Source organism: Ramlibacter sp., assembly GCF_035548915.1.
In the GTDB taxonomy this organism is placed as follows: domain Bacteria; phylum Pseudomonadota; class Gammaproteobacteria; order Burkholderiales; family Burkholderiaceae_C; genus Ramlibacter.
In genome coordinates this window covers 17,793-41,217 of sequence record NZ_DASZSE010000011.1, presented here as the reverse complement: position 1 = coordinate 41,217, position 23,425 = coordinate 17,793, and the positions used below count along the sequence as shown (strand labels likewise).

Genomic DNA, 23,425 nt, shown 5'->3' with positions numbered 1-23,425 from the left:
AATTAACATGTTAAATGAATTGGGGCGACCGCGCCAGTGGGGCGCCTGACCGTAGGGCGCCTCACCGCTTTCCGGTGCCCTTGATGCGCCCCGGCGGTGTGCCCGCCCGTGACCCCGTCCTACACTACAGGGATGGCCAGGGACAAGACGATCTACAGCTGCACCGAATGCGGCGGCGCAACGCCCAAGTGGCAGGGCAAGTGCCCTTCCTGCGGCGCCTGGAATTCCTTGATCGAAACCGTGGCCGAGCAGCCCGCGGGCCAGCGGCACCGCTTCGCCTCTCTCGCGCCCGCGTCGGAAGTCGCGGTGCTTGCCGACATCGAAGCCACCGAGATCGCGCGCCAGCCCACCGGCATCGGCGAGCTCGACCGTGTGCTGGGCGGCGGCATCGTCGAAGGCGGTGTCGTGCTGATCGGCGGCGACCCGGGGATCGGCAAGTCCACTCTCTTGCTGCAGGCGCTCGACGGGCTGGAGCGCGCCGGCGTTGCCGGCCTCTATGTGACGGGCGAGGAGAGCGGCGCGCAGGTGGCGCTGCGCTCGCGCCGTCTCGGGCTCGACAATTCGCGCGTGAAGGTGCTCGCCGAAATCCAGCTGGAAAAGATTCAGGCCACGATCGCCGCGCAGCAGCCGGCCGTCGCCGTGATCGACTCCATTCAGACGGTCTACTCCGCCGAGCTCACCTCCGCCCCCGGCTCCGTGGCGCAGGTGCGCGAATGCGCCGCGCACCTCACGCGCGCCGCGAAGGCGGGCGGCACGAGCATCGTGCTCGTGGGCCACGTGACGAAGGAAGGCGCGCTCGCCGGCCCGCGCGTGCTGGAGCACATGGTCGATACGGTGCTTTACTTCGAAGGCGACACGCATTCGAGCTTTCGCCTCGTGCGCGCCATCAAGAACCGCTTCGGCGCGGTGAACGAGATCGGCGTCTTCGCGATGACGGAACGAGGCCTGAAGGGCGTCGCCAACCCGAGCGCGATCTTCCTGTCGCAGCACAGCGAACCCGTGCCGGGCTCGTGCGTGCTCGTGACGCTCGAAGGCACGCGGCCGATGCTCGTGGAGATTCAGGCGCTCGTCGATGCGGGCGGGCCGAGCCCGCGGCGGCTTTCCGTCGGGCTCGACCGCGACCGGCTCGCGATGCTGCTCGCCGTGCTGCATCGCCACGCCGGCGTCGCCTGCATGGACCAGGACGTGTTCGTGAATGCCGTGGGCGGCGTGCGCATCAGCGAGCCGGCGGCCGACCTCGCGGTGATGCTCGCGATCACGTCGTCGTTGCGCGCCCGGGCGTTGCCGGGGGGCTTCATCGCGTTCGGCGAGGTGGGGCTCGCGGGCGAGGTGCGCCCCGCCCCGCGCGGGCAGGAGCGCCTGCGTGAAGCGGCCAAGCTCGGCTTTTCGATCGCGGTGGTGCCCAAGGCGAATGCGCCGAAGGCGGCCGTGCGCGAATTCGAGGGCCTCGCCATTCACCCCGTGGAGCGCATCGAAGAGGCGCTGGAAGTCGTGCGAGGCCTGCAATGAAGCTTGCCGTCGTCTCCGACATCCACGGCAATCTGCTGGCGCTGCAGGCGGTGGTGGAGGACATCCGCAGCGAGGGCGTCGATCACGTGCTGAACCTGGGCGACATCCTGAGCGGGCCGCTGCAGCCCGCGCAAACCGCGGACTACCTGATGGCGCGCGACTGGATCACGATCGCGGGCAATCACGAGAGGCAACTGCTCCAGGCGTGGGACGCGGGGCCGGAGAACGCCGACCCTTCGACGAGCGACGGCTATGCCGCCACGCAGATCGAAACCCGCCACGCGCACTGGCTGCGGTCGCTGCCGCCCACCGTCTGGCTCGGGGAGGACGTGCTGCTCGTGCACGGCACGCCCGTGAGCGATGCGCACTACTGGCTGGAGGAGGTGATGCCGGATTTCGGACAGCACGGCTCGTACGGCATCCGCGCGGCGACCGGCAACGAGGTGCGCAACCGGCTGCGCTCGGGTGGCCCGGACACCGCGCGCGCGAAGCTCGCGCTCTGCGGCCACTCGCACGTGCCGCGCGTGGTGGTGAGCGGCACCACGCTCATCGTCAACCCCGGCAGCGTCGGGGTGCAGGCGTACTTCGACGGCGCGCCGCACTACCATCAGGTGGAGACCGGCAGCCCGCATGCGCGCTACGCCATCATCGAGCAGCGCGCGGGGGCCTGGCAGGCGCGGCTGATCGCGGTCGCGTACGACTGGGCGGCGGCTTCGGTCATGGCGGCTTCGCGCGGCCGCCGCGAATGGGCCTACGCGCTGACGACGGGGCGCAACCCCGCCTGGGCATCGGCGATGCGGACATGAATGCGAGGACGATCGGCACGGCGCTGGCTGGACTGGCGCTTGTCGCCGCGGGCTGGGCGGGCTGGGGCTGGGGCGGCGTGGCGCTCGCCGCGGGGGGCATCGTGATGTGGATGCTGCTGCACTTCAACCGGCTCGTGAAGGTACTGCAGCGCGCATCGAAACGGCCCGTCGGCTTTTGCGACAGCGCCGTGATGCTCAACGCGAAGCTCCAGCCCGGCGTGAATCTGCTGCACGTGATCGCACTCACGCGCGCGCTCGGCGAAGCGCTTTCGCCGAAGGACGAAGAGCCGGAAGTCTTTCGCTGGACGGACGCGGGCGCCTCGAGCGTCACCTGCGAGTTCCGCGAAGGCAGGCTGGTGCGCTGGCAACTGCTGCGCCCGGGCGAGGGCGCAGAAGGCGCGGCTGTCGAGCGCTCGGCGGCCGAACGGTAAAATCGCCGGTCCGACAGGCGAAATTTCAAAGGACCCCCCATGAGCGCAGTACCTTCGATGGCCGAGCGCGACGGCAAGATCTGGATGGACGGCGAGCTGGTCGACTGGCGCGACGCGAAGATTCACGTGCTCACCCACACGCTGCACTACGGCTGCGGCGCCTTCGAGGGCGTGCGGGCGTACAACACCGTGAACGGGACTGCGATCTTCCGCCTTCAGGAACACACCGACCGTCTCTTCAACAGCGCGAAGATCCTGCGCATGCAGCTGCCCTTCTCGAAGGAGCAGGTGAGCGAGGCGCAAAGGCAGGTGGTGCGCGCGAACAAGCTCGACTCCTGCTACATCCGCCCGCTCACGTGGATCGGTTCGCAAAAGCTCGGCGTGAGCCCCAAGGGCAACCGCATCCACGTGATGATCGCCGCCTGGGCGTGGGGCGCCTACCTCGGAGAAGAGGGGATGCAGCGCGGCATCCGCGTGAAGACGTCCAGCTACACGCGCCATCACGTCAACATCACGATGACGCAGGCCAAGGCCGTGTCGAATTATTCGAATTCGATCCTCGCCAACATGGAGGCGCTGGATGACGGCTACGACGAGGCGCTGCTGCTGGACAGCTCGGGCTTCGTTTCCGAAGGCGCGGGCGAGAACATCTTCGTCGTGAAGGACGGCACGATCTACACGCCCGATCTTTCCGCGGGCGCGCTGAACGGCATCACGCGCAACACGGTGTTCCACATCGCGCGCGACCTCGGGACGGAAATCGTGCAAAAGCGCATCACGCGCGACGAGATCTACATCGCCGACGAGGCATTCTTCACCGGCACCGCCGCCGAGGTGACGCCGATCCGCGAGCTCGACCGCGTGCAGATCGGCGCGGGCCAGCGCGGCCCGCTCACCGAGAAGATCCAGTCGGCCTTCTTCGAAATCGTGAACGGGCGCAATCCGAAGTATGCGCACTGGCTCACCAAGGTCTGAGCGATGGAAGCCGCAGCGAAGAAACCCGAAGCCGTGGTGGAACTCACCGCGAAGGACCTCAACGCGAACGGCGGCGTGTTCTGTCCGAGCCCGAAGGCGGGCATGAAGCTCTGGAACACGCATCCGCGCATCTTTCTGGATGTGGCGCGCACGGGCAGCGCGAAGTGCGCGTACTGCGGCACCGTGTACAAGCTGAAGGAAGGCGAGCATTTCGGCGGCCACCACTGACGGGTGCTTGCGCGCGCGCGGCAACGCCGCGCCTCGTCATGCCCGCGCCATGCTCCGTCACCCCGCGCAGTGCTCCGTCGCAGCCGCGCCATGCTCCGTCGTCCCCGCGCCAAAGTCCGTCGTCCCCGCGCCAAAGTCCGTCATCCCCGCGCAGGCGGGGATCCAGGGCGTCCATGAGCTCCCCGGATACCCGCCCCCGCTGGCTTGACGCCGGCGCGAGCCGCTCGCTCGTCATCGCGCCGCAGTGGATCGGAGACGCCGTGATGACCGAGCCGCTCCTGCGCCGCCTCGCTGGACGCGGCGAGCAGCTCACGGTGGGTGCCTTGCCCTGGGTCGCGCCGGTCTACCGCGCCATGCCGCAGGTGCGCGAGGTCATCGAATTTCCCTTCCAGCACGGCGGCCTGCAATGGAAGGCGCGCCGCTCGCTCGGCCGGCAACTCGAAGGGCGCTTCGACACCGCATACGTGCTGCCGAACTCGCTGAAAAGCGCTCTGCTGCCGTTCCTCGCGGAGATCCCGAAGCGCATCGGCTACCTCGGCGAGGCGCGCGTGGGCCTGCTCACGCATCGCCTTCGCAACCCGAAGGACAAGCCGCCGATGGTGGCCTTCTATTCGGCGCTCGCGGGCGAGCCGGGGATCGAGCAGGACCGGCCGCGCCTGCGAATCCCCGACGCGCAGGTCGACAACGTGCTACGGGCGCAAGGCCTTGCCCGGCAGGACTACTACGTGTTCGCACCCGGCGCGGAGTACGGCCCGGCCAAGCGCTGGCCGCCCGCGCACTACGGACAGCTCGCGTTGCTGCTCGATGCCGGCGTGGTCGTGCTCGGCTCCGGCAAGGAAGCGCCTCTTGGCGACGAGATCGGCGCGCACGCGCCGGACAAGTGCGTGAACCTGGCCGGCAAGACGTCGCTCGCGGACGCCTTCGCGCTCATTGCCGGATCGCGCGCCGTGATCAGCAACGACTCCGGGCTCATGCACGTGGCGGCCGCCTTCGGCGTGGCGCAGGTGGCGCTGTTCGGCTCGTCGAGCCCGCTGCATACGCCGCCCTTGAACGACAACGCGCGAGTCGTGTGGCTGAAGCAGGACCCCGCATATGTGCCCTCGCTGGATTGTTCGCCCTGCTTCCAGCGCGAGTGCCCACTGGGGCACCTGCGCTGCCTGAACGACATCGCCCCGCAGCGCGTGCGCAGCCTGCTCGCTTAGCCGATGAGCTCGATCAGCTTGCCCAGCGACGTCGACGGCTCGCCGCTCCACACCAGATGCGTGCGGTTGCGGCGAACCTTCGCGGGCACCTCGTGCTGCTGGACGTCGTGCGCCGACTTCATCGCGAGAAGCAGCGACTTCGGCACCAGCGCGAAGCCCGTGCCCGCCGCGACGCACGCGATCATCGCCTGATAGCTCGCGAATTCCAGCGTGCGCGCCGGCATGATGGCCGAAGCGCCCAGCCAGTCCTGCAGCCGCTTGCGATACGAGCATCCGTCCGCGAAGGCGATGAGCGTCAACCCCGCGAGGTCCGCGGCTCGCGCGATGCCTGGCGCGCCCTTCGCCGTGATCAGCACCAGCTCTTCTGCGAACGCCTTGCGCGACGCGAGCCCGGGTGCCGTGAACGGTTCGGAGACGAACGCCGCCTCGATCTCGAAGTTCGCCACGCGCCGCACGAGAGCCCCGGTCGTGCCGGTCGTGAGCTCGACCACCACGTTCGGATACTGCCGGTGAAAGCGCGAGAGGATCGGCGCGAGCCGGCTGCCCGCCGTGCTCTCGAGCGAGCCGATGCGAAACACCCCGAGAGGTTCGCCGCGCTTCAGGTCGTTTTCCGCCTCGTCGGCGAGGCGGAAGAGGCGCTGCGCATAGCCGAGCAGGCGTTCGCCTTCGGGCGAGAGCACGAGCGCGCGCCCCTGCCGCCGGAAAAGCGGCCGGCCGAGCCGCTGTTCGAGCTGCTTCACGCGCGTGGTCACGTTCGACTGCACGCGATTCAGCTTCCGCGCGGCGCGGATCACGCCGCCTTCCAGCGCGACGGTGCGAAAGATTTCCAGCGACTCGAGGTCGATGCTTCTCATATCGAGAACGGTCCTGCAGAATTATTCATTTGATCTCGCGGCCAATTCTCGATTCAATCGAAGGCGATGGCAACCGAACGACCCTCTGCCTTCGCTCTCGCCGCGGCGGGGCTGCTGTCGCTCGCGGTGGCGATGGGCATCGGGCGCTTTTCCTTCACGCCGATGCTGCCGCTCATGATCCGCGAAGGGCAGCTCGACGTCGCGGTCGGCGGCTGGATCGCCGCGGCGAACTATGCGGGCTATCTGGCGGGCGCGCTGACCGCCGCGCGCGTGCCGCTCGGCGCGCCCCGGCTGGGCATCGTCGCGCTGGTCGCGACGGCCGTGCTCACGGCGCTGATGGCATGGCCCGGCTTCGTGCCGTGGATGCTCTGGCGCTTCTTCGCGGGCGTGGCCTCGGCCTGGGTCTTCGTCGCGACGGCCGTGTGGTGCCTCGGCGCGCTCGCCGCGCGCGGCGAGCATCATCGCGGCGGCTTCGTGTATGCCGGTGTCGGCGCGGGCATCGCACTCGCGGGCCTGTACTGCTGGGCGGCCGGTGCGTTGCGGGTCGCGGCCGCGTCGCTCTGGGTGCAACTCGCCGTGCTCGCGGCGGTGCTGATGCTGCCGGTTGTCACGATCGCCACGCGGATCGATTCGCCCGCGCCCGCGCCGCGGCCGAAGGACGTTGCCGGCGCGCCGCCACGGGCTCCGGCAGGGCTCGTGTGGTGCTACGGCGCCATGGGCTTCGGCTACATCCTGCCCGCCACGTTCCTGCCCGTGCTCGCGCGCAACGTGATCGACGATCCTCTCTGGTTCGGCCTCGCCTGGCCCGTGTTCGGCGCAACCGCGGCGCTTTCGGCCGTTGTCGCGCCGTCCTGGATGCGGCGCGCGTCGCGCCTGGCCGTGTGGTCGCGCTGCCAGTGGGCGATGGGTGTCGGCGCGCTGCTGCCGAGCCTGTGGCCCGGCGCGGCGAGCATCGCACTCTCCGCGCTTCTCGTGGGCGGCACTTTCATGATCATCACCCTGGCCGGCGTGCAGGAAATCCGTGCGCGCGTGCCCGACGCGCCCACCGCCGCCGTCGGCCGCATGACCGCCGCGTTCGCCTGGGGTCAGATCGCGGGGCCCGTCGCCTCGGCGCTGCTGCTGCACATTCCAGCGCTGCGCGAGCGGGGCCTCGAGCTTGCGTTGCAGGCGGCCGCCGGCGTGCTCTTCGCAAGCGCCTGGTGGCTGCAGCGCGAGGCGGCCTCGCATTCGACGAAGGAGATGTCCCATGCCCGATGAGTCCACGCCGCAAGGCTTTGCCGCGCATCGACGCGAGCGCTTGCCGCTCGCGCCGCTCGACACGATGAGCGCGGCGCAGCTGAGCGCCGCGCGCGCGCTGATCGACGGTCCGCGCAAGGGGGTGTTCGGCCCCTTCGTCGCGCTGCTGCGCAGCCCCGAGCTGCTCGATCGCGTGGCGAAGCTCGGCGAATACCTGCGCTTCGGGAGCCCGCTCGACGCGCGGGTGCGCGAACTCGTGATCTGCGCCGCCGCGCGTCATGCCGGCAATCAGTTCGAATGGACGATGCACGCATCGCTCGCGCGCAAGGAAGGCGTGAGCGGCGAAGCCATCGAGGCGCTTCGCACGGGCGCGCGCGTGCGCGCGCTCGCGGCCGACGAGGAATGCGCGCTCGACTTCGCGCAGGAGCTGCTGCGCACGAACGGGTGCAGCGATGCCACCTACCAGGCCGCGCTCGCGCGGTTCGGCGAGCAGGGCGTCGTGGAACTCACGGCGCTCGTCGGCTACTTCACGATGGTGAACTGGGTGCTGAACGTGGCGCGCACGCCGGCTCGGGCCGACGCGGCAGTGAAGCCATTGGACGCGTTTCCGCAATGACCAAAAAAGCAGCCACCTCGCGGTGGCTGCATAAAGTCCTTGGAAGGACGTCGTTGGGAGACTTGAATCCTGAGCCGCAGGGACGGGAGCGCGGTGTGACAGCTCTTGGATGCAACTCTAGCGTCCCCGGCGAGAAATTGCATCCTCCGATCTGATGAGGACACCCCCTCGTCGGGAAGATGTCGGTGACTTTTTGCACGGTTGACGCGACCTTCGCCGGTCCTTCCGCGGGCATTACATTTGGTGACACGGAAGCCGCAGCACGAAGCAGGCACCGCCGCCCGCCTGGTCTTCGCAATGCACCGAGCCGCGATGGCGCAACGCGATCGATCGCACGAGCGCGAGCCCGAGGCCGACGCCGCCTTCACGTTCGCTTGCGCCCGCGAGCCGGTAGAACGGCTCGAAGATCCGTTCGCGCTCTTCGCGCGGCACGCCGGGCCCGCGGTCGCACACGCGCACCAGCGCATCGCCGCCTTCGCGCAGGACCTGCACCGTGACCGGGCCGCCGTGGCTGTAGCGCCTTGCGTTGTCCAGGAGGTTGCGCACCGCGCGGCGCAGCAGCCTCGCGACGCCGGGCACGACGACACTGGCGCCTTGCGCCACCGTATCGAGCTCCGCGCCGCTGCGCGCGCATTCCTCGGCGAGGAGTCCCGTGAGGTCCACCTGCTCGAAGGTGCCGATGTCGGTCGCACGCGCATCGAGCCGGCTCGCGAGCAGGATCTCGTCGATGAGCTGATCGAGCTCGGCGAGGTTGCGCAGGATTTCGTCACGCGCCGCGGCGGCGGGCTCGGGTGTCATGAGCTCGAGCCCCATGCGGATGCGCGCGAGCGGCGAGCGCAGCTCGTGCGACGCATTCGCGAGCAGCGATTTGTGCGTCTTGATGAGAGTCTCCACGCGTTCGGCCGCGTGGTTGAACCGCTGCGCGAGAAACGCGACCTCGTCGTGGCCGTCGTCGTCGACGCGGGCGCTCAGGTCGCCTTCTCCCCAGCGCTCCACGCCGCCGCGCAGTATCTCCAGGCGCTGCGTGAGGCGGCGCACGATCGGGTAGCTCCCCACGATCACCGCGAGCGCGACCACGCCCAGCAGCCACAGCAAGCCCGCGGGCCCGCGCGGAAACGGCCCGGGGCCGGGCGGGCCTTCTCCCGCGCGGCGCGGACGCGGCGGGAACTGCACCGTCACGGTCTTGCCGTCGTTCAGCTGCACGTCGAACTCGATCCCCTGACCCGGGATGCGCGTAGGCACCACCATGCTCTGGCCGATGACGTCGCCCGCATCGTTGCGGATGATCACCTGGCGCGGCGGCGTCTGATCGCGGTTGGCCTGCCAGAGCCAGCCGAAGAACACCGTGAGCACCGCGACGGCCGCGACGACCGCGAGCCAGATGCGCAGATAGAGCGGAAAGCGCCAGTGCTCGCGCCAGGACTGCATCAGTCTTGCTGCTTGGCGAAGACGTAGCCCACGCCGCGCACGGTGAGGATGCGCTTCGGGTTCTTCGGATCGGACTCGATCGCGGCGCGGATGCGTCCCATGTGCACGTCGATCGAGCGGTCGAAGGCCTCCAGCTCGCGGCCGCGGACGGCCTCCATGATCTGGTCGCGCGTGAGCACGCGGCCCGCGCGTTCGGCAAGCACGACCAGAAGGTCGAACTGGTAGGACGTGAGCTCGCACGGCCTGCCCGCGACCGTCACCGTGCGCGCGTCGCGATCGATCTCGAGCGAGCCGAACTTCATCGACTTGGGCGCGGGCGGTGCGCCTTCGGTGCGTCGACGCAGGATCGCGCGCACGCGCGCGAGCAGCTCGCGCGGCTCGAAGGGCTTGGGCAGGTAGTCGTCGGCGCCGATTTCGAGCCCCACGATGCGATCCATCGGGTCGCCCTTGGCGGTGAGCATGAGGATCGGCACCTTGCCCATCTCCCCCGGCATGGCGCGCACGCGGCGGCACACTTCGAGCCCGTCGATGTCGGGCAGCATCAGGTCGAGGATCAGGAGTTCCGGCACGGCGCTGTGAGGGGGCTCCTGCAGCACGGCGAGCCCGGCCTTGGCGTCCAGGGCATGCGTCACGGCGAAGCCGGAGCGCTCCAGATACTCGCCCACCATCTGCGCGAGGCGCGCGTCGTCCTCGATCATCAGGAGCTGCTGCATGCGCTCCATGGTACTGTCTTGCGGCATGCATGGCATGGTGGGCGCGCGCGGCGTTCGATCATTGAACCCCCGGTAAAGTTAGGTAAATGAAATTGCTGCACGAGGTGATCGAAGCGGACGGCACGCGCGACGGCGCCCGTGCGGCGGCACGGCTGTGGCACGAATGGGGCGTGCGCAGCGGCGAGACCGTCGCGTGGCTCGGCGGCAATCATCCGGCCTTGCTGGTGCTGCTCGCGGCGGTGGCGCGCCTCGGCGCGATGCTGCTGCCGCTCAATTTCCGGCTCGCGCCGGCGGAGTGGGATCGCGCTGTCGCGCAGTGCGCACCGCGGCACATCGTCCACGATGCGTCCTGGGCGGATGCCGCGCGTGCGCTGGCCGAGCGTGCCGGCCTGCAAGCGCACTCGGCCGATGCGGTCGACGGCGGCGACCCCTTCGCGAACGCGCCGCTGCATGCGCGCGATGACGCGCCCGTGCTGCTGGTCTACACCTCGGGCACGACGGGTGGCCCGAAGGCCGCGGTGCACACGCAAGGCAACCTGCTCGCCAACATGCGCATCGCCGCGAACGCGCAGGGCATCTCGAGCAGCGACGTCGTGCTCACGGTGCTGCCTCTCTTTCACGTGGGAGGGCTGTGCATCCAGACGCTGCCCGCGCTCTACGCGGGTGCGAAGCTGGTGCTGCATCCGCGGTTCGATCCGGGCGCAACGCTCGCGGCCATCGCGCGCGACCGGCCGACGCTCACGCTGCTCGTGCCCGCGACGATGAAGGCGATCGTCGAGCACCCCGCGTGGGCCGGGACCGACCTGTCGTCCCTGCGGGCCGTGTGGGCGGGCTCTTCGATCATCCCGGCCTCGCTCATCGAGGCATTCCATGCGCGCGGCGTGCCGGTGTGCAACTTGTACGGCGCAACGGAGACCGGACCGTTCTCCATCGCGCTGCGCGAAGACCGCGCGATGACGCACGTCGGCTCGTGCGGTTGGCCCGCGCCGGGCATCGAGGCGAAACTCGTCGAAGGCGAAGTGTGGCTGCGCGGCCCGAACGTCGTGCGCCGCTACTGGCCCGACACCGCCGCGTGCGACGCCGAGGGCTGGTTTCACACGGGCGATCTCGCGACCGTGGCGGCCGACGGCAGCTACACCATCGTGGGCCGCGCCAAGGAGTTGATCATCTCCGGCGGCGAGAACATCCATCCGGCGGAGATCGAAGCCGTGCTCGCCGAACACCCCGGCGTCGCGGAATGCGCGGCCTTCGGCGTGGCCGATGCGCGGTGGGGCGAGGCGGTGGCGGTCGCGGTGGTTCGCAAGTCGGATGCGCACGAAGCCGAACTGCGCGAATATCTCGCCTCGCGCATCGCGAAATTCAAGCTGCCGCAGCGGTGGGTCTTTGTCGAGACGCTGCCGAAGACGGCGCTCGGGAAGGTGCAGCGGTCGCGCCTGAAGGGCCTGATTCCCATTCAGGAGTGATATTCGCCGATCCTCCCCGTCCTGGAATCGTTTTCCCGGCTGGCCTGCGCGGTCATCGTCCGGTTCGGCGGGCTGACCTGGGGCTACGCCGAGCGCCCATCGTGGCCCGCTTGACCCGTGCGCCCGTGCATGCGCCAGAGCACCGCGATCAGCAGCAGCGGCGCAATCGCTGTGAGCGCCGTCGCGACGAACATCGTCGCGTAAGCGCCCAGGAGGCCATAGGCTGGCGTGAGCGCATCCACGCCCGCGCCCGAAAAACCCTTCAGGAACTTGCCGAGCAGCGCATAGGTGGACGAGAGCATCGCGTACTGCGTCGCCGTGTAGCCGAGGCTCGTGAGGCTCGACATGTAGGTGACCAGCGCGACGCCGGCGAAGGCCTGCGCGAACGAGTCGAGCGACATCACGCAGGCGAACATCGCATCGCCGGGGTGCAGCGCGAGCAGCGCGAACGCACCCGTGCCGAACGCCTCCAGCACGAGGCCCGCGATCATCGTGGGCATGAGGCCGATGCGCACCGCGCTCAGGCCGGCGAAGGCGAGGCCCACGAAGGTGGCGACGAGCCCGAACGAGCCGCGTACGAGCGCGACCATGTCCTTGCTGATGCCGAGGTCGTGGTAGTAAGGGTTGTACATCGGTCCCATGACGAAGTCGGGCAGCCGGTAGAGCGCCACCATCAAGAGGATCAGAAGTCCCGCCGCCTGGTGCTTGCGGAAGAAATCGACGAACGGCCCCACCACCGCGTCCGCGATGCCGCGCAGCGACCATAGCGGCGGCTTGCCGTGCAGCACGACGTCGGCGCGTTCGGGCTCATGCGCGAAGAGCGTGGCCGCAACGCCCACGCCCATCAGCACCGCCATCGCGACGTACGACAGCGGCCAGCCGATCCGGGCGGCCGCCGCGATGATGGCCGCATCGGTGATGAGCATGGCGATGCGATAGCCGAGCTGCGCGGCCGACGTGAGCAGGCCCACCTCGTGCGGATCGGAAGCGGCTTCGATGCGCCACGCATCGATCGCGATGTCCTGCGTGGCCGATGCGAAGGCGGTGAGGAGCGCGAAAGCGCCGATCGCGGCCAGCCCACCGGCGACGCCGAGCGCGGCCATCCCGATGAGCCCGATCGCCACCAGCAACTGGCACGCGAGCATCCAGCCGCGGCGGCGTCCGAGGCGTCCGAGCAGCGGCACGTCGACGCGGTCCACGAGCGGCGACCAGTACACCTTGAAGGCGTAGGCGAAACCCACCCACGAGATGAAGCCGATCGCCACGAGGCTCGTGCCCTCGTCGCGCAGCCAGTAGCCGAACGTGTTGGCGGTGAGGAGAAACGGCAGGCCCGAGGAGAAGCCGAGCGCGAGCATCACGCCCACCTTGGGCTGGCGAAGGCCGCGCAGCACGTCGAGCGCGGAGCGCTTCGCGCGCGGCCGGGGTTCGGCCGATGAGTCCCCGGCGCCGCGGGACGGATGGGTTCGTGAATCGGTGGTCATGTCTGCCTGGCATTATTCGCGCAGTCGGCCGCCGAACCCCGCCACTGCATCGGTTCGTGCCAAACTACCTCACGCTCCTGCCGTCGGGGGATGACAGGCAGAATGAAATGGCGCAGCATGGCGCCCACATCGAGGAGAGCAGGCAATGACAGCGACGAGTCGAATTCTTTGCGCGGCCGCGGCCTTGGCCATCGCGGGTTGCGCCACCATTCCCACTTCGGCCACCTACCGCGGCCAGAAGGTCGGCACGATCAACGCCGTCACGATGAGCTGCAGCTCGCCCTTCGCGCTCACGCAGAACTGTTCCACTTCGGGGCCGAACCTGAAGGTGCGCGCGGGCAAGCTGATCGTGCGCGTGGCCGGCAGCGCCGACGGGCGCATCGTCGTCATCATGACCGAGGAGCCGATTCCCTCGCAGGCCCACTCGGAAGAAGCCGTCGACGCGGTGAGTCCGCTCGTGGCGCCCACGGGGGCGCACATCATCAAGATGGACGCGCTGGTGCTGATCGGCGGCACGGTCGCCGGCTACATGATCCAGTTCGACCGGGATGTCTACAGCGTGCTGAAGGGCTACGCCGTTTAGCCGATCGGCGTGTACTCGAGGCCGTTGGCCGCGAGGCCGACGAAGTCGATGTGCACCTCGTTGGCCGGGTGCTCGGCTGCGAGCACGCCCAGGCCGCCGGCGGTGAGGGCGCCGCAGTCGAGCTGGGCGACGATGGGCTGCAGCAGGGCAGCCGAGCCGGCGTGGCCCGTGAGGTGCGTGTAGATGAGCTGGACGATGTCCGAATTGCTCGCATGGCCGCCGAGCGCGCACTGAAGGGCCAGCTGCATCACGTCCGGGAAGGCCTGGCCGTTGTCGAGCAGGCCGATCACCACACCCATGAGGCCGGGGCTCGTCACGTACTGGGCGCCGAAGACGAGCGTCGCGAGGTCCGCCGCTTCGCCGGCATGGCCATCCATGTCGTAGGCGAGGGCGCCGTCGGCGAACTGCACGCGCTCCATGTTCACGAGCGAATCCGTGCCTTCGGCGCCGCTGAGGTCGCTCACGGTGATCGAGCCGTCGGCGGCATGGGCGACCGTGTAGTGATCCCGCGTGCCGTTGAACATGGCCGTGTCGGTGCCCGCGCCGCCGTCGAGGCGGTCGTTGCCGCCGCCGCCGGTCAGGTGGTTGTCCGCGGCGCCGCCCTGGATCGTGTCGGCGTAGGCGGAGCCGATCGCGTCCTCGATCACGCTGCCCGCGGCGACCGTGAGGGTCTTCGTGTAGGTGGTGCCGATCGTGCCGCTCGCGCCCTGCGCGGTGGCCGCGACGCGCACGCCGATGTCGCTCGCGCCCGCGAGGTCGAGCGCCACGCCGTGCGTGAGGGCGCCCGCGTAGAGCGTGTCGCGGCCGCCCGCGTCCCAGAGGGTGTGGAAGCCGTTCTGGAACTCGCGGCTCGCGAGGTTGTAGAAGTCGCCGCCTGCGTTCTGGCTGGAGGCGCCGTAGAGCGCCTGCAGCGCCGAGACGTCGTAGGGCATCGGCTCGGCCGGATAGGCGCTCATGGAGCCGGAGGTGCCGCCCGCCACGGGCGAATAGCTCATCACGGTGTTGGGGATGATGTCCTCCTGCGAGGCGAGCACGCTGTCGCCGCTGAAGGGGTGCTTCAGGCCGAGCGCATGCAGCGTCTCGTGCAGGATGAGGTCGGGCCGGTAGAAGTCCCACTGGGAGGACGCCTGGTTGGAGCCGATCCAGATATCGCCGCCGATCGGGGAGGTCGAGGGGAAGAACGTGTAGCCCGCGTAGTTCATCGCGGTGGGCTGCGGCGAGTAGCCGTAGCGAAGGACGCCGCACTCGGCCGCGTTGTCGGCCACCTCGACGAACTGCACGTTGCAGACGTCGGCGATCTTGCCGAGGAGTTCGCGCGTGAGCTGGCGGTCGGCCTCGGAGAACGCGCTGCAGTTCGTGGTGAAGCCGGCATTGGCGCCGTAAGCGAAGCTCGAGGTCGCGGGGTCGATGAACGAGTAGCTGATGATGGTCCTGGCGGTCGTGGCGTCCACGCTGTCCCACTTCGTGCCGGCCATGAGCGGCGCCACCACGTCGGCCAAGGCGCCTTGCGCGCTGACGGGTGCCACGTAGCTGTAGTTGCTCGCGTTCGGGGTCGTCGCGTACGCACCCGTGGGCGTCGAGCCGCCTTGGGCCGCGATGCCCATGCAGTAGGGGCAGGAGCAGAAGGACACCATCGTCACGGGCGCCGGTTGCGCGGCCACGGGGCCGGCCGCTTCGATTCCGCCGTCCGTCACGAGGTCGGAAAAGAGGCCCTGCTTCGATTGGTTGAGTTGCATCCGCGTCCTTCGAAAATCCCCTCGCGCAAACGTCCGCGAGGCATGGACGTATGAGAACTTTCCGGCGGCCCTTTCCGGTAAGCCATCGACGCGGTTGCCGTAGGCGAAAGCGAGTGCGTGCGTAGCGCGCGTCCCTAAGGGCTTAGGGAGGCTGCCTAAAGACCGCGCGTGGATTCCTTCGGCCACTTGCATCAGAATCCGTACGCACGAGGCGTCGGATGGAGGTGGAAGATGCGTTTGTGCGATCGGGCGATTCGCCTGCTCATCTGTGCGAGCGTGCTGGTTTCATGCGGCGGCCAGCCGAGTAGCAGTCCGATGCCGCCGCTGGAGGCGGCCGTCGTGCGCGGCGACCGCTGCACCGAAGCCGCGCTGGCCGCGGGGACGGTCCAGCTGGTGCGGGGCCGCTGCGTGCTCGCGACGCCGATGTTCGGCCGGCCGCTCGCGCAAGCCGAGGTATTGACGCCGCTCACGGCGGACGAGGCGATGGACTGGGCCGAGGCGCACTTCCCGCAGTTCTTCCCGATCGAGGGCAAGCTCTCCGGCGCGGGGGTGCCGTTCACGTATCGGTGCTATCCGCAATCCTCCAACTGCCTGGGCGTCTCGACCGGTTCGCCCGATGTCGCGGTGTACGTGTACGGCGCGGTGTCGGGCTTTCAACTTCTGCGCCTGGGCTCGCTCGCGGGCTACACGTGCGTCATGAAGCCGCAGAATTGCGCACCGCCCGGCGCGCCCACGATCGTGAGCGCGACGCCCGGCGACGCCATGGCGGTGATCGCTTTCCAGGCGCCGTCATCGAGCGGTGCCGGCAACATCACGCAGTACGGCGCAACGTGCACGGCCCAGTCGGCCGCCACGCGCACCGGCTACGGCACGCAAAGCCCGGTCACCGTGACGGCGATGATCAACGGCACGCCCTACTCGTGCAGCGTGAACGCGAGCAATGTCTACGGCACGGGCGAGCCGTCGGCGTCGCTTTCCGTCACGCCGAGTCCCTCCACGGGCGGTGGCACGCAGACCGGGACGCAGACCGGCACGGGAACGGTCACGACCGCGGGCGTCCTGTGCAACTACAGCGCATCCGTCTACAACCCAAGCGCAAGCGTGCTTGCGACCTCCACCGTCGCCATCACGTGCAACAGCACGCTGCGCACGCTGACGGGCAACGGCATCCCCGACCACGCGACCGGCCAGTTCCCGAACGCGAACAACCCGAGCGCGATCTCCTCGCAGAACGTCAACGTCGCCATGACGGTCGCGCCCGCGAAGAACGCGGCGAGCGCGAGCGTCGAGAACGTGGGCTACGCGATCAACAGCGTGAAGTTCGATCCGAACACCAATGCCACGTGCACGGTGAGCGGCAACAACGTCACCTGCGAGGCGGACGACCAGGACCACTCGGGCCAGTGGCACATCGAGGCGATGGGGCAGGCCTTCATGAACCTCGGGCTCGACAGCAACCACGCGCACGTGCAGCCGGGCGGCATCTACCACTATCACGGCATGCCCGAGGGGCTCGTCACGCGCCAGAACAAGGGCACGGCGATGACGCTCGTGGGATTCGCGGTCGATGGATTTCCGATCTATGCGAAATACGGCTACACGAGCGCGCTCTACGCGTCGAGCGGCACGAAGGCGATGCAGGGGAGCTACCAGCTGAAGAGCACGCCCGACTCGGGCCGGCCCTCGATCGTGACGTATCCGATGGGGACGTTCCGCGAAGACTACCAGTACGTCGCGGGCGGCGACCTCGACGCGTGCAACGGCCGCTACGGTGTTACGCCGGAGTTTCCGAACGGCATCTACCACTACTACATCACCGACACGTATCCCTACATCGGCCGCTGCATCTGGGGCACGGCCACCGGCGGCGGGCCGCCGCATCAGGCGCCTCGCTGATGCCTGTCGTGCGACGCCTCCTCCTCGCGTGCCTCCTCGCTTGCCTCCTCGCGCCGGCCGCGCCCGCGTGGGCGCACCTGATGCCGGCGCAACAGGGCACGATCCACTTCGTGGGAGACAAGGCTTTCGTGCTCGTGTCGCTGCCCGTGAGTGCCTTCGGCGGCGACGACGACGGCGACGGACTCATCTCGCGCGAAGAGCTGCGCGCGCATCGCGCGGCGTTCCAGCAGCGCGCGTCCGACGGATTCCGGATGCGGGACGGCGCCGCCGCCGCTTCGCGCCTGATGATGCAGCTGATCGCGGACACGCACAGCCAGGGCGAGCCGAACGCGAGCCATCTCGTCATGATGGCTACTTACCAGTTCGCCGGCATGCCCTCGGCGCCGCGCGTGGAGTGCGACCTGTTCGGAGCGAGCGAGGACGAGCGCCGGCTCGCGCTCGTCGCGCTGCGCGAGGGCGAGTCGGAGCCGGTCGTGCTCACGCCGCTTCATCGTTCGCACGGCTTTTTCCTGCCCGCGTGGCGGCAAGCCGCTGCCTTCGCCGGGCTCGGCATCGAGCACATCCTCACCGGTCTGGACCACCTGCTTTTCCTGCTCACGGTGCTCGTGGCCGGCGCGGGCTGGCGCTACTGGGCGGCGGTGATCACGAGCTTCACCCTTGCGCACAGCATCACGCTCACGCTCGCCGCGCTCGGCTGGGCCGCATTGCCGCCGGTCTGGGCCGAGGCGATGATCGCGGCCAGCATCATCGGCGTGGCCCTGGACAACCTGCGGCGCGGTGCGCGCGTGCCGCTCGCGCAGCGCAGCGCGATCGTGTTCGCCTGCGGGCTCGTGCATGGGCTCGGATTTGCCGAAGCGCTGCGCGAGCTGGGCGGCGGCGGCGCCGCGCTCTGGGTGCAGCTCGCGGGATTCAACGCCGGAGTGGAGCTCGGCCAGCTCCTTTTCGTCTCGCTGGCGCTGGGCACACTCGCGACGGCCAAGCGCGTGTGGCCGGTCCTCACGGCCGGCCGCATCGTGCGCGGCACCTCATGGACGGCGGCCGGCGTCGCGGGCGTTTTGCTCGCGCAGACTCTGCTCTGAAGGCGGCAGCGGCCCGCGCGCGGGCCACAGTACCGAAGCGATGGCCGCGACCATGAGGACGACGGCGGTCCAGTCCTGCCAGTGCAGCACTTCGCCCAGCCACACGGCCCCGCTGAAGACGCCGAGCACCGGGATCAACATGACGCTGAGCGTCGAAGCGATCGGCGGCAGCGACCGCGCGAGGTAGAACCACGTGGCGTGCGCGTAGCCGAAGATCACGATGGCGTTGAAGCCGATGGCGAACCACGTCTCGCGCGGCGGCGGCCGCCACGCGTCGCCTTCGAAGGCCCATGACAGCAGCGACATCACGACCGCGGTGAGCACCGTCATCCAGAACGAGAGCGTGAGCGTGGGCACCGCGATGTGGGTGCGCCGCAGGAGTTGCGTGCCGAGCGCCCAGGTGGATGCCGCGACGAGCGCGAGCAGCACGCCGATCGGCCGGCCGGCCATGCCGGTGAGTTCGTGCCACAAGAGCAGCGCGACGCCGAACGCGGCGGCGCCGACGCCCAGCCAGGCCCGGCGGGCGAGCGAGCTGCGGAACACGAGCGCGCCGATCACGGCCGAGAAGATCGGCATGGTGTAGCCGAGGATGGCCGCGCGTCCGCTCGCGAGCGACTTCACCGCGAGGATGATGCAGGCGTGCCAGATGAACATGTTGGTCGCGGAAAGCGCGAGCAGTTCGGGCCAGTGGCGCCGTGGCACGCGAAACGGCACCTTGAGGATCACGAGGGCGAGCCCGAGCACCGGCACGCCCAGCACGAGCGAAATCGAGCGGAACGCGAGCGGCGGATAGGCGCTCACGCCGAGCTTCATGATCGGCCAGTTGATGCCCCACACGAGCGTGAGGAGGGCGAGCAGGAGCAGTTGCGTCGGCGTGAGGCGGTACATCGGCCGCGATTGTCGCGGTTCTCTAGAATCCCTGCTCATGGTGTTCATCGACAGGCTGCTGGCCGCGCAGCGGAAGAACGGCTCGATGCTGTGCGTCGGGCTCGACCCGGAGCCGGCCCGATTTCCTTGCGGACTGAACGGCGACGCGGGCCGCATCCACGATTTCTGCGCGCGCATCGTCGACGCGACCGCCGACCTCGCGATTGCCTTCAAGCCGCAGATCGCGTATTTCGCAGCGCATCGCGCGGAGGCGCAGCTCGAGCGGCTGATCGCGCACATCCGAGCGAACGCGCCGCACGTGCCGGTGATCCTCGATGCGAAGCGCGGCGACATCGGCTCCACCGCCGAGCAGTATGCGAAGGAGGCGTTCGAGCGTTACGGCGCGGATGCGGTGACGCTGTCGCCCTTCATGGGGTTCGATTCGGTCGAGCCCTATCTGCGGTACCCCGAGCGCGGCGCGTTCCTGCTGTGCCGCACGTCCAACCCCGGTGGCGACGACCTGCAGAACCAGCGCCTCGCCTCGGTGGAGGGCGAGCCCTTGCTCTACGAGCACGTCGCGCGGCTCGCGCAGGGGCCGTGGAACACGAACGGACAGCTCGGGCTCGTCGTCGGCGCGACCTATCCGGCGGAAGTCGAACGCGTGCGCGCGATCGCGCCGACCGTGCCGCTGCTCATCCCCGGCGTCGGTGCCCAGGGCGGCGACGCCGCCGCGACGGTGAAGGCCGGCTGGCGCAGCGACGCGCCCATCGTCGTCAATTCTTCGCGTGCCATCCTGTACGCGTCGTCGGGCGATGACTTCGCCGATGCGGCGCGGCGCGAAGCGATGCGCACGCGCGATGCGCTGGAGGCGGCGAAGAGGTTGTAGACGCGGGCAGCAAGGCTGCCCGCTCGGCCGCCGCAGTCTTCAGCGCGCCTTCGGCTTCCACAGCCCGAGCGCCGCGCCGCTCGGGTCCACGATCACGCTCAGCCAGCCGGCGTCCATCACCTCGGTCACGTCCTTCATGACCTTGGCGCCGAGCGACTCGGCCTTGCGCGTGGCCGCTTCGATGTCGTCGACCTGCACGTAAGCGAGCCAGAACGACGGCGTGCCCGGCACCATGTTCTTCATCATGCCGCCGCCGGTGCCCTCGCCCACACCGATCATCGTGTAGGTTTCCCCGGGTCCCATGGGGACGTCTTCCAGCTTCCAGCCGAAGAGCTTTCCGTAGAAGGTCTTGGCGGCGGGGAGGTCGTTGCTGCTCAGTTCGACGTGAACGAAGGGGTTGGCCATCTGCTTTCTCCTGGTTGGGTTGAGTGCGGCCGCGACAGCGGCCGACTGGACAATGTCGGCCCGCGAAGGCCGGTTTCGACAGCGCCTGCAAAAAAACTGTCGACTACAACAGACGGGCCAGGTACCGGCCGGTATGGCTCGCCGGGTGCGCCGCGATGTCTTCCGGCGTCCCCGCGGCAACCACCCTCCCGCCGCCATCGCCGCCTTCCGGGCCCATGTCGATGACCCAGTCGGCAGTCTTGATGACGTCCAGATTGTGCTCGATCACGACGATGGTGTTGCCCGCATCGCGCAGCTGGTGCAGCACTTTGAGCAAGAGATCGATGTCGGCGAAGTGCAGCCCCGTCGTCGGTTCGTCCAGGATGTAGAGCGTGCGGCCCGTGTCGCGCTTGGAGAGTTCCAGCGCCAGCTTCACCCGCTGAGCTTCGCCGCCCGAAAGGGTCGTGGCCGACTGCCCGAGCTGGATGTACGCGAGGCCCACTTCCATCAGGGTCTGAAGCTTGCGCGCGATGGCGGGCACGGGCTTCAGGAATTCGTAGGCGTCCTCCACCGTCATCTCGAGAATCTGCGCGATGTTGCGGCCCTTCCACTGCACTTCCAGCGTCTCGCGGTTGTAGCGCTTGCCGTGGCAGACGTCGCAGGGCACGTAGATGTCGGGCAGGAAGTGCATTTCCACCTTCATCACGCCGTCGCCCTGGCACGCTTCGCAGCGGCCGCCCGCGACGTTGAACGAGAAACGTCCCGGCCCATAGCCGCGTTCCTTCGCGAGGTTCGTCTCGGCCATCAGGTCGCGAATCGGCGTGAAGAGGCCCGTGTAGGTGGCCGGGTTGCTGCGCGGCGTGCGGCCGATCGGCGACTGGTCGACGTTGATCACCTTGTCGAAGTGCTCGATGCCCTCGATCGCATCGTGCGCCGCGGGCTCCTCGTGCGCGCGGTACAGCTCGCGCGCCACGGCGGCATAGAGGGTGTCGTTCACGAGGGTCGACTTGCCCGAGCCGGAGACGCCGGTCACGCACGTGAAAAGCCCGACCGGGATGTCGACCGTCACGTTCTTCAGGTTGTTGCCGCGCGCACCGGCGATCCTGAGCACCTGCGGGTCGAGCATCTCACCCAGGCGATGGCGCGACGCCGGCACGGCGATCTTCAGCCTGCGCGAGAGATAGCGGCCCGTGAGCGAGGCATCGCTCGCTTCCACGTCGGCGGGCGTGCCCTGCGCCACCACTTCGCCGCCGTGAATGCCCGCGCCCGGACCCATGTCGACCACGTGATCGGCAGCGCGGATCATGTCCTCGTCGTGCTCGACCACAAGCACGCTGTTGCCCAGGTCGCGCAGGTGCTTGAGCGTCTCGATGAGCCGGTCGTTGTCGCGCTGGTGCAGGCCGATGCTCGGTTCATCGAGTACGTACATCACGCCGGTGAGTCCGGAGCCGATCTGCGAGGCGAGCCGGATGCGCTGCGCTTCGCCGCCGGACAGCGTCTCGGCGCTGCGCTCGAGGCTCAGGTACGACAGACCCACGTCGTTCAGGAACTTCAGGCGCGAGCCGATCTCCCGCACGACCTTGTCCGCGATCTCGGCCTTGGCACCTTTGAGCGCGAGGCGCATGAAGTAGTCGTGGCTCGCCTGCAGCGTCATGCGCGCGACTTCGAAGATCGCCTTCGCCTGCTCGCCTTCGCCCACCTTCACGTGGCGCGCTTCGCTGCGCAGACGCGTGCCGAGACACTCGGGGCAAGGCTGGAGACTCCGGTAGCGCGCGAGTTCCTCCCGCACCGCGGCCGAGTCGGTCTCGCGGTAGCGCCGCTCCATGTTCGGGATGATTCCTTCGAACGGGTGCTTGCGCGTGACCTTGCGCCCCGTGGAGTGGCCCGACTCCATCGTGTAGTTGAAGCGAACGGCCTCCTCGCCCGTGCCGTGGAGCACGACTTGCCGGACCTCGGCGGCGAGTTCCTGGAAGGGCACGTCGACGCTGAAGCGGTAGTGCTTCGCAAGCCCCTCGATCAGGCTGAAGTAGTAGCCGTTGCGGCGGTCCCAGCCCTTGATCGCGCCGCCGGCGAGCGAGAGCTCGGGAAAGCCGACCACGCGATCCGGGTCGAAGAACTCCAGGGTGCCGATGCCGTCGCAGCGCGGGCAAGCCCCCACCGGGGAATTGAACGAGAAAAGGCGCGGCTCGAGCTCGCTGATCGAGTGGTTGCAGATCGGGCACGCGAACTTGGCGTTGAACCAGTGCTCCTCGCCGGTGTCCATCTCGACCGCGAGGGCGCGGCCGTCGGCGAGACGCAGCGCCGCTTCGAAGCTTTCGGCAAGGCGCTGCTTCACCTCGGCGCGCACCTTCAGGCGGTCGACGACGACGTCGATGTCGTGCTTCTCGGATTTCCTGAGCTTGGGCAGGTCGTCGAATTCATACACGCGGCCGCCGACGCGAAAGCGCACGTAGCCCTGGCCCTGCATTTCGCCGAAGAGCTCGGTGAACTCGCCCTTGCGTTCGCGCGCGACGGGCGCGAGCACCATGAGGCGCGTGTCCTCGGGCAGCTCGAGCACGGCATCGACCATCTGCGACACGGTCTGCGACTGCAGCGCGATCTCATGGATCGGGCAGTACGGCGTGCCGGCGCGGGCGAACAGCAGGCGCAGGTAGTCGTGGACTTCGGTCACCGTGCCCACGGTGGAGCGGGGGTTGTGCGAAGTCGCCTTCTGCTCGATGGAGATCGCGGGCGAGAGGCCTTCGATCATGTCGACGTCCGGCTTGTCCATGAGCTGCAGGAACTGGCGCGCGTAGGTCGAGAGGCTTTCGACGTAGCGCCGCTGGCCTTCGGCGTAGAGCGTGTCGAAGGCGAGCGAGGACTTGCCGGAGCCGGAGAGGCCGGTGATCACGACCAGTCGGTTACGCGGCAGGTCGAGATCGATGTTCTTCAGGTTGTGGGTACGCGCGCCGCGGATGCTGATCCGCTGGGTGAGTGCTTCGGCGAGGTACTTGCCGTCGGAGGGCGTGTTCAAGGGGTGCGCGAAGGGAAACCCTTGATGATACCCAAGCTG

At 68.9% G+C, this 23,425-nt stretch carries 21 protein-coding genes; 13 read left to right on the top strand and 8 right to left on the bottom strand.

Features of this window, described 5'->3' with window-relative positions; all coding sequences use genetic code 11:
• Nucleotides 1-132 precede the first annotated feature (132 nt).
• The 6 genes from radA (at nt 133) to waaF (ending at nt 5,151) form a co-directional block, all read left to right on the top strand.
• Nucleotides 133-1,509, top strand: coding sequence for a DNA repair protein RadA (gene radA, locus VHA82_RS02795; RefSeq protein ID WP_325540045.1), 1,377 nt, complete (start codon nt 133-135; stop codon nt 1,507-1,509).
• Complete coding sequence (locus VHA82_RS02790; protein WP_325540043.1) at nt 1,506-2,315, top strand: metallophosphoesterase family protein; 810 nt, start codon at nt 1,506-1,508, stop codon at nt 2,313-2,315. Before radA ends, VHA82_RS02790 begins: the two co-directional genes overlap by 4 nt.
• Nucleotides 2,312-2,746, top strand: a complete 435-nt coding sequence (locus VHA82_RS02785) for a glycerate kinase (RefSeq protein ID WP_325540041.1) — start codon at nt 2,312-2,314, stop codon at nt 2,744-2,746. The genes VHA82_RS02790 and VHA82_RS02785 overlap by 4 nt, the downstream gene beginning before the upstream one ends.
• A gap of 39 nt (nt 2,747-2,785) precedes the next feature.
• Nucleotides 2,786-3,721, top strand: coding sequence for a branched-chain amino acid transaminase (locus tag VHA82_RS02780; protein ID WP_325540039.1), 936 nt, complete (start codon nt 2,786-2,788; stop codon nt 3,719-3,721).
• A gap of 3 nt (nt 3,722-3,724) precedes the next feature.
• Nucleotides 3,725-3,949 carry a zinc-finger domain-containing protein gene (locus tag VHA82_RS02775; protein ID WP_325540037.1) on the top strand — a complete coding sequence of 75 codons (225 nt, stop codon included), beginning with the start codon at nt 3,725-3,727 and terminating at the stop codon, nt 3,947-3,949.
• A 173-nt stretch (nt 3,950-4,122) separates the two neighbouring features.
• On the top strand, nt 4,123-5,151 hold the full coding sequence (waaF, locus tag VHA82_RS02770) for a lipopolysaccharide heptosyltransferase II (protein WP_325540035.1): 1,029 nt from the start codon (nt 4,123-4,125) through the stop codon (nt 5,149-5,151).
• Here the strand turns inward: waaF and VHA82_RS02765 are convergent.
• The gene (locus VHA82_RS02765) at nt 5,148-6,005 is read right to left on the bottom strand and encodes a LysR family transcriptional regulator (RefSeq protein ID WP_325540033.1); all 858 of its coding nucleotides are present in this window, start codon (nt 6,003-6,005) and stop codon (nt 5,148-5,150) included. The genes waaF and VHA82_RS02765 overlap by 4 nt on opposite strands.
• A gap of 66 nt (nt 6,006-6,071) precedes the next feature.
• On the opposite strand from VHA82_RS02765, the gene VHA82_RS02760 reads away from it, so the two are divergent.
• Entirely contained in the window at nt 6,072-7,262 is a 1,191-nt protein-coding gene (locus tag VHA82_RS02760; protein ID WP_325540031.1) for a YbfB/YjiJ family MFS transporter, read from the top strand.
• On the top strand, nt 7,252-7,857 hold the full coding sequence (locus VHA82_RS02755) for a carboxymuconolactone decarboxylase family protein (RefSeq protein ID WP_325540030.1): 606 nt from the start codon (nt 7,252-7,254) through the stop codon (nt 7,855-7,857). Before VHA82_RS02760 ends, VHA82_RS02755 begins: the two co-directional genes overlap by 11 nt.
• Nucleotides 7,858-8,091: 234 nt before the next feature.
• Here the strand turns inward: VHA82_RS02755 and VHA82_RS02750 are convergent, their stop codons facing one another.
• Nucleotides 8,092-9,285 (bottom strand): sensor histidine kinase, encoded by a 1,194-nt coding sequence (locus tag VHA82_RS02750; protein ID WP_325540029.1) that lies wholly within the window; start codon nt 9,283-9,285, stop codon nt 8,092-8,094.
• Entirely contained in the window at nt 9,285-10,034 is a 750-nt protein-coding gene (locus tag VHA82_RS02745; RefSeq protein WP_414708614.1) for a winged helix-turn-helix domain-containing protein, read from the bottom strand. The genes VHA82_RS02750 and VHA82_RS02745 overlap by 1 nt, the downstream gene beginning before the upstream one ends.
• A 50-nt stretch (nt 10,035-10,084) precedes the next feature.
• On the opposite strand from VHA82_RS02745, the gene VHA82_RS02740 reads away from it, so the two are divergent.
• Nucleotides 10,085-11,461 carry a class I adenylate-forming enzyme family protein gene (locus VHA82_RS02740; RefSeq protein ID WP_325540025.1) on the top strand — a complete coding sequence of 459 codons (1,377 nt, stop codon included), beginning with the start codon at nt 10,085-10,087 and terminating at the stop codon, nt 11,459-11,461.
• Nucleotides 11,462-11,544: 83 nt separating this feature from the next.
• Here VHA82_RS02740 and VHA82_RS02735 read toward each other — a convergent pair whose 3' ends face one another.
• Nucleotides 11,545-12,942, bottom strand: a complete 1,398-nt coding sequence (locus VHA82_RS02735) for an AmpG family muropeptide MFS transporter (RefSeq protein WP_325540023.1) — start codon at nt 12,940-12,942, stop codon at nt 11,545-11,547.
• Nucleotides 12,943-13,087: 145 nt separating this feature from the next.
• Here VHA82_RS02735 and VHA82_RS02730 point away from each other — a divergent pair, with 145 nt between their 5' ends.
• Nucleotides 13,088-13,525 (top strand): hypothetical protein, encoded by a 438-nt coding sequence (locus VHA82_RS02730; protein ID WP_325540022.1) that lies wholly within the window; start codon nt 13,088-13,090, stop codon nt 13,523-13,525.
• Here VHA82_RS02730 and VHA82_RS02725 read toward each other — a convergent pair.
• A complete protein-coding gene (locus VHA82_RS02725; protein WP_325540020.1) occupies nt 13,522-15,261 on the bottom strand; it encodes a M10 family metallopeptidase in 1,740 nt (579 codons plus the stop codon). The genes VHA82_RS02730 and VHA82_RS02725 overlap by 4 nt on opposite strands.
• Nucleotides 15,262-15,576: 315 nt before the next feature.
• Here VHA82_RS02725 and VHA82_RS02720 point away from each other — a divergent pair, with 315 nt between their 5' ends.
• Both VHA82_RS02720 and VHA82_RS02715 read left to right on the top strand, forming a co-directional pair.
• Nucleotides 15,577-17,157: a YHYH protein gene (locus VHA82_RS02720; RefSeq protein ID WP_325540019.1), complete on the top strand. Its 1,581-nt coding sequence runs from the start codon at nt 15,577-15,579 to the stop codon at nt 17,155-17,157.
• An 8-nt stretch (nt 17,158-17,165) separates the two neighbouring features.
• Entirely contained in the window at nt 17,166-18,236 is a 1,071-nt protein-coding gene (locus VHA82_RS02715) for a HupE/UreJ family protein (RefSeq protein ID WP_325540018.1), read from the top strand.
• Here the strand turns inward: VHA82_RS02715 and VHA82_RS02710 are convergent.
• Nucleotides 18,183-19,124 carry a DMT family transporter gene (locus VHA82_RS02710; protein ID WP_325540017.1) on the bottom strand — a complete coding sequence of 314 codons (942 nt, stop codon included), beginning with the start codon at nt 19,122-19,124 and terminating at the stop codon, nt 18,183-18,185. The two genes, VHA82_RS02715 and VHA82_RS02710, sit on opposite strands and share 54 nt — an antisense overlap.
• 37 nt (nt 19,125-19,161) lie before the next feature.
• Here VHA82_RS02710 and pyrF point away from each other — a divergent pair, with 37 nt between their 5' ends.
• Nucleotides 19,162-19,989: an orotidine-5'-phosphate decarboxylase gene (pyrF, locus tag VHA82_RS02705; protein WP_325540016.1), complete on the top strand. Its 828-nt coding sequence runs from the start codon at nt 19,162-19,164 to the stop codon at nt 19,987-19,989.
• A gap of 39 nt (nt 19,990-20,028) precedes the next feature.
• On the opposite strand, the gene VHA82_RS02700 is transcribed toward pyrF, so the two are convergent.
• The gene (locus VHA82_RS02700; RefSeq protein WP_325540015.1) at nt 20,029-20,394 is read right to left on the bottom strand and encodes a VOC family protein; all 366 of its coding nucleotides are present in this window, start codon (nt 20,392-20,394) and stop codon (nt 20,029-20,031) included.
• A 103-nt stretch (nt 20,395-20,497) separates the two neighbouring features.
• The gene (gene uvrA / locus VHA82_RS02695; RefSeq protein ID WP_325540014.1) at nt 20,498-23,386 is read right to left on the bottom strand and encodes an excinuclease ABC subunit UvrA; all 2,889 of its coding nucleotides are present in this window, start codon (nt 23,384-23,386) and stop codon (nt 20,498-20,500) included.
• Nucleotides 23,387-23,425 lie beyond the last annotated feature (39 nt).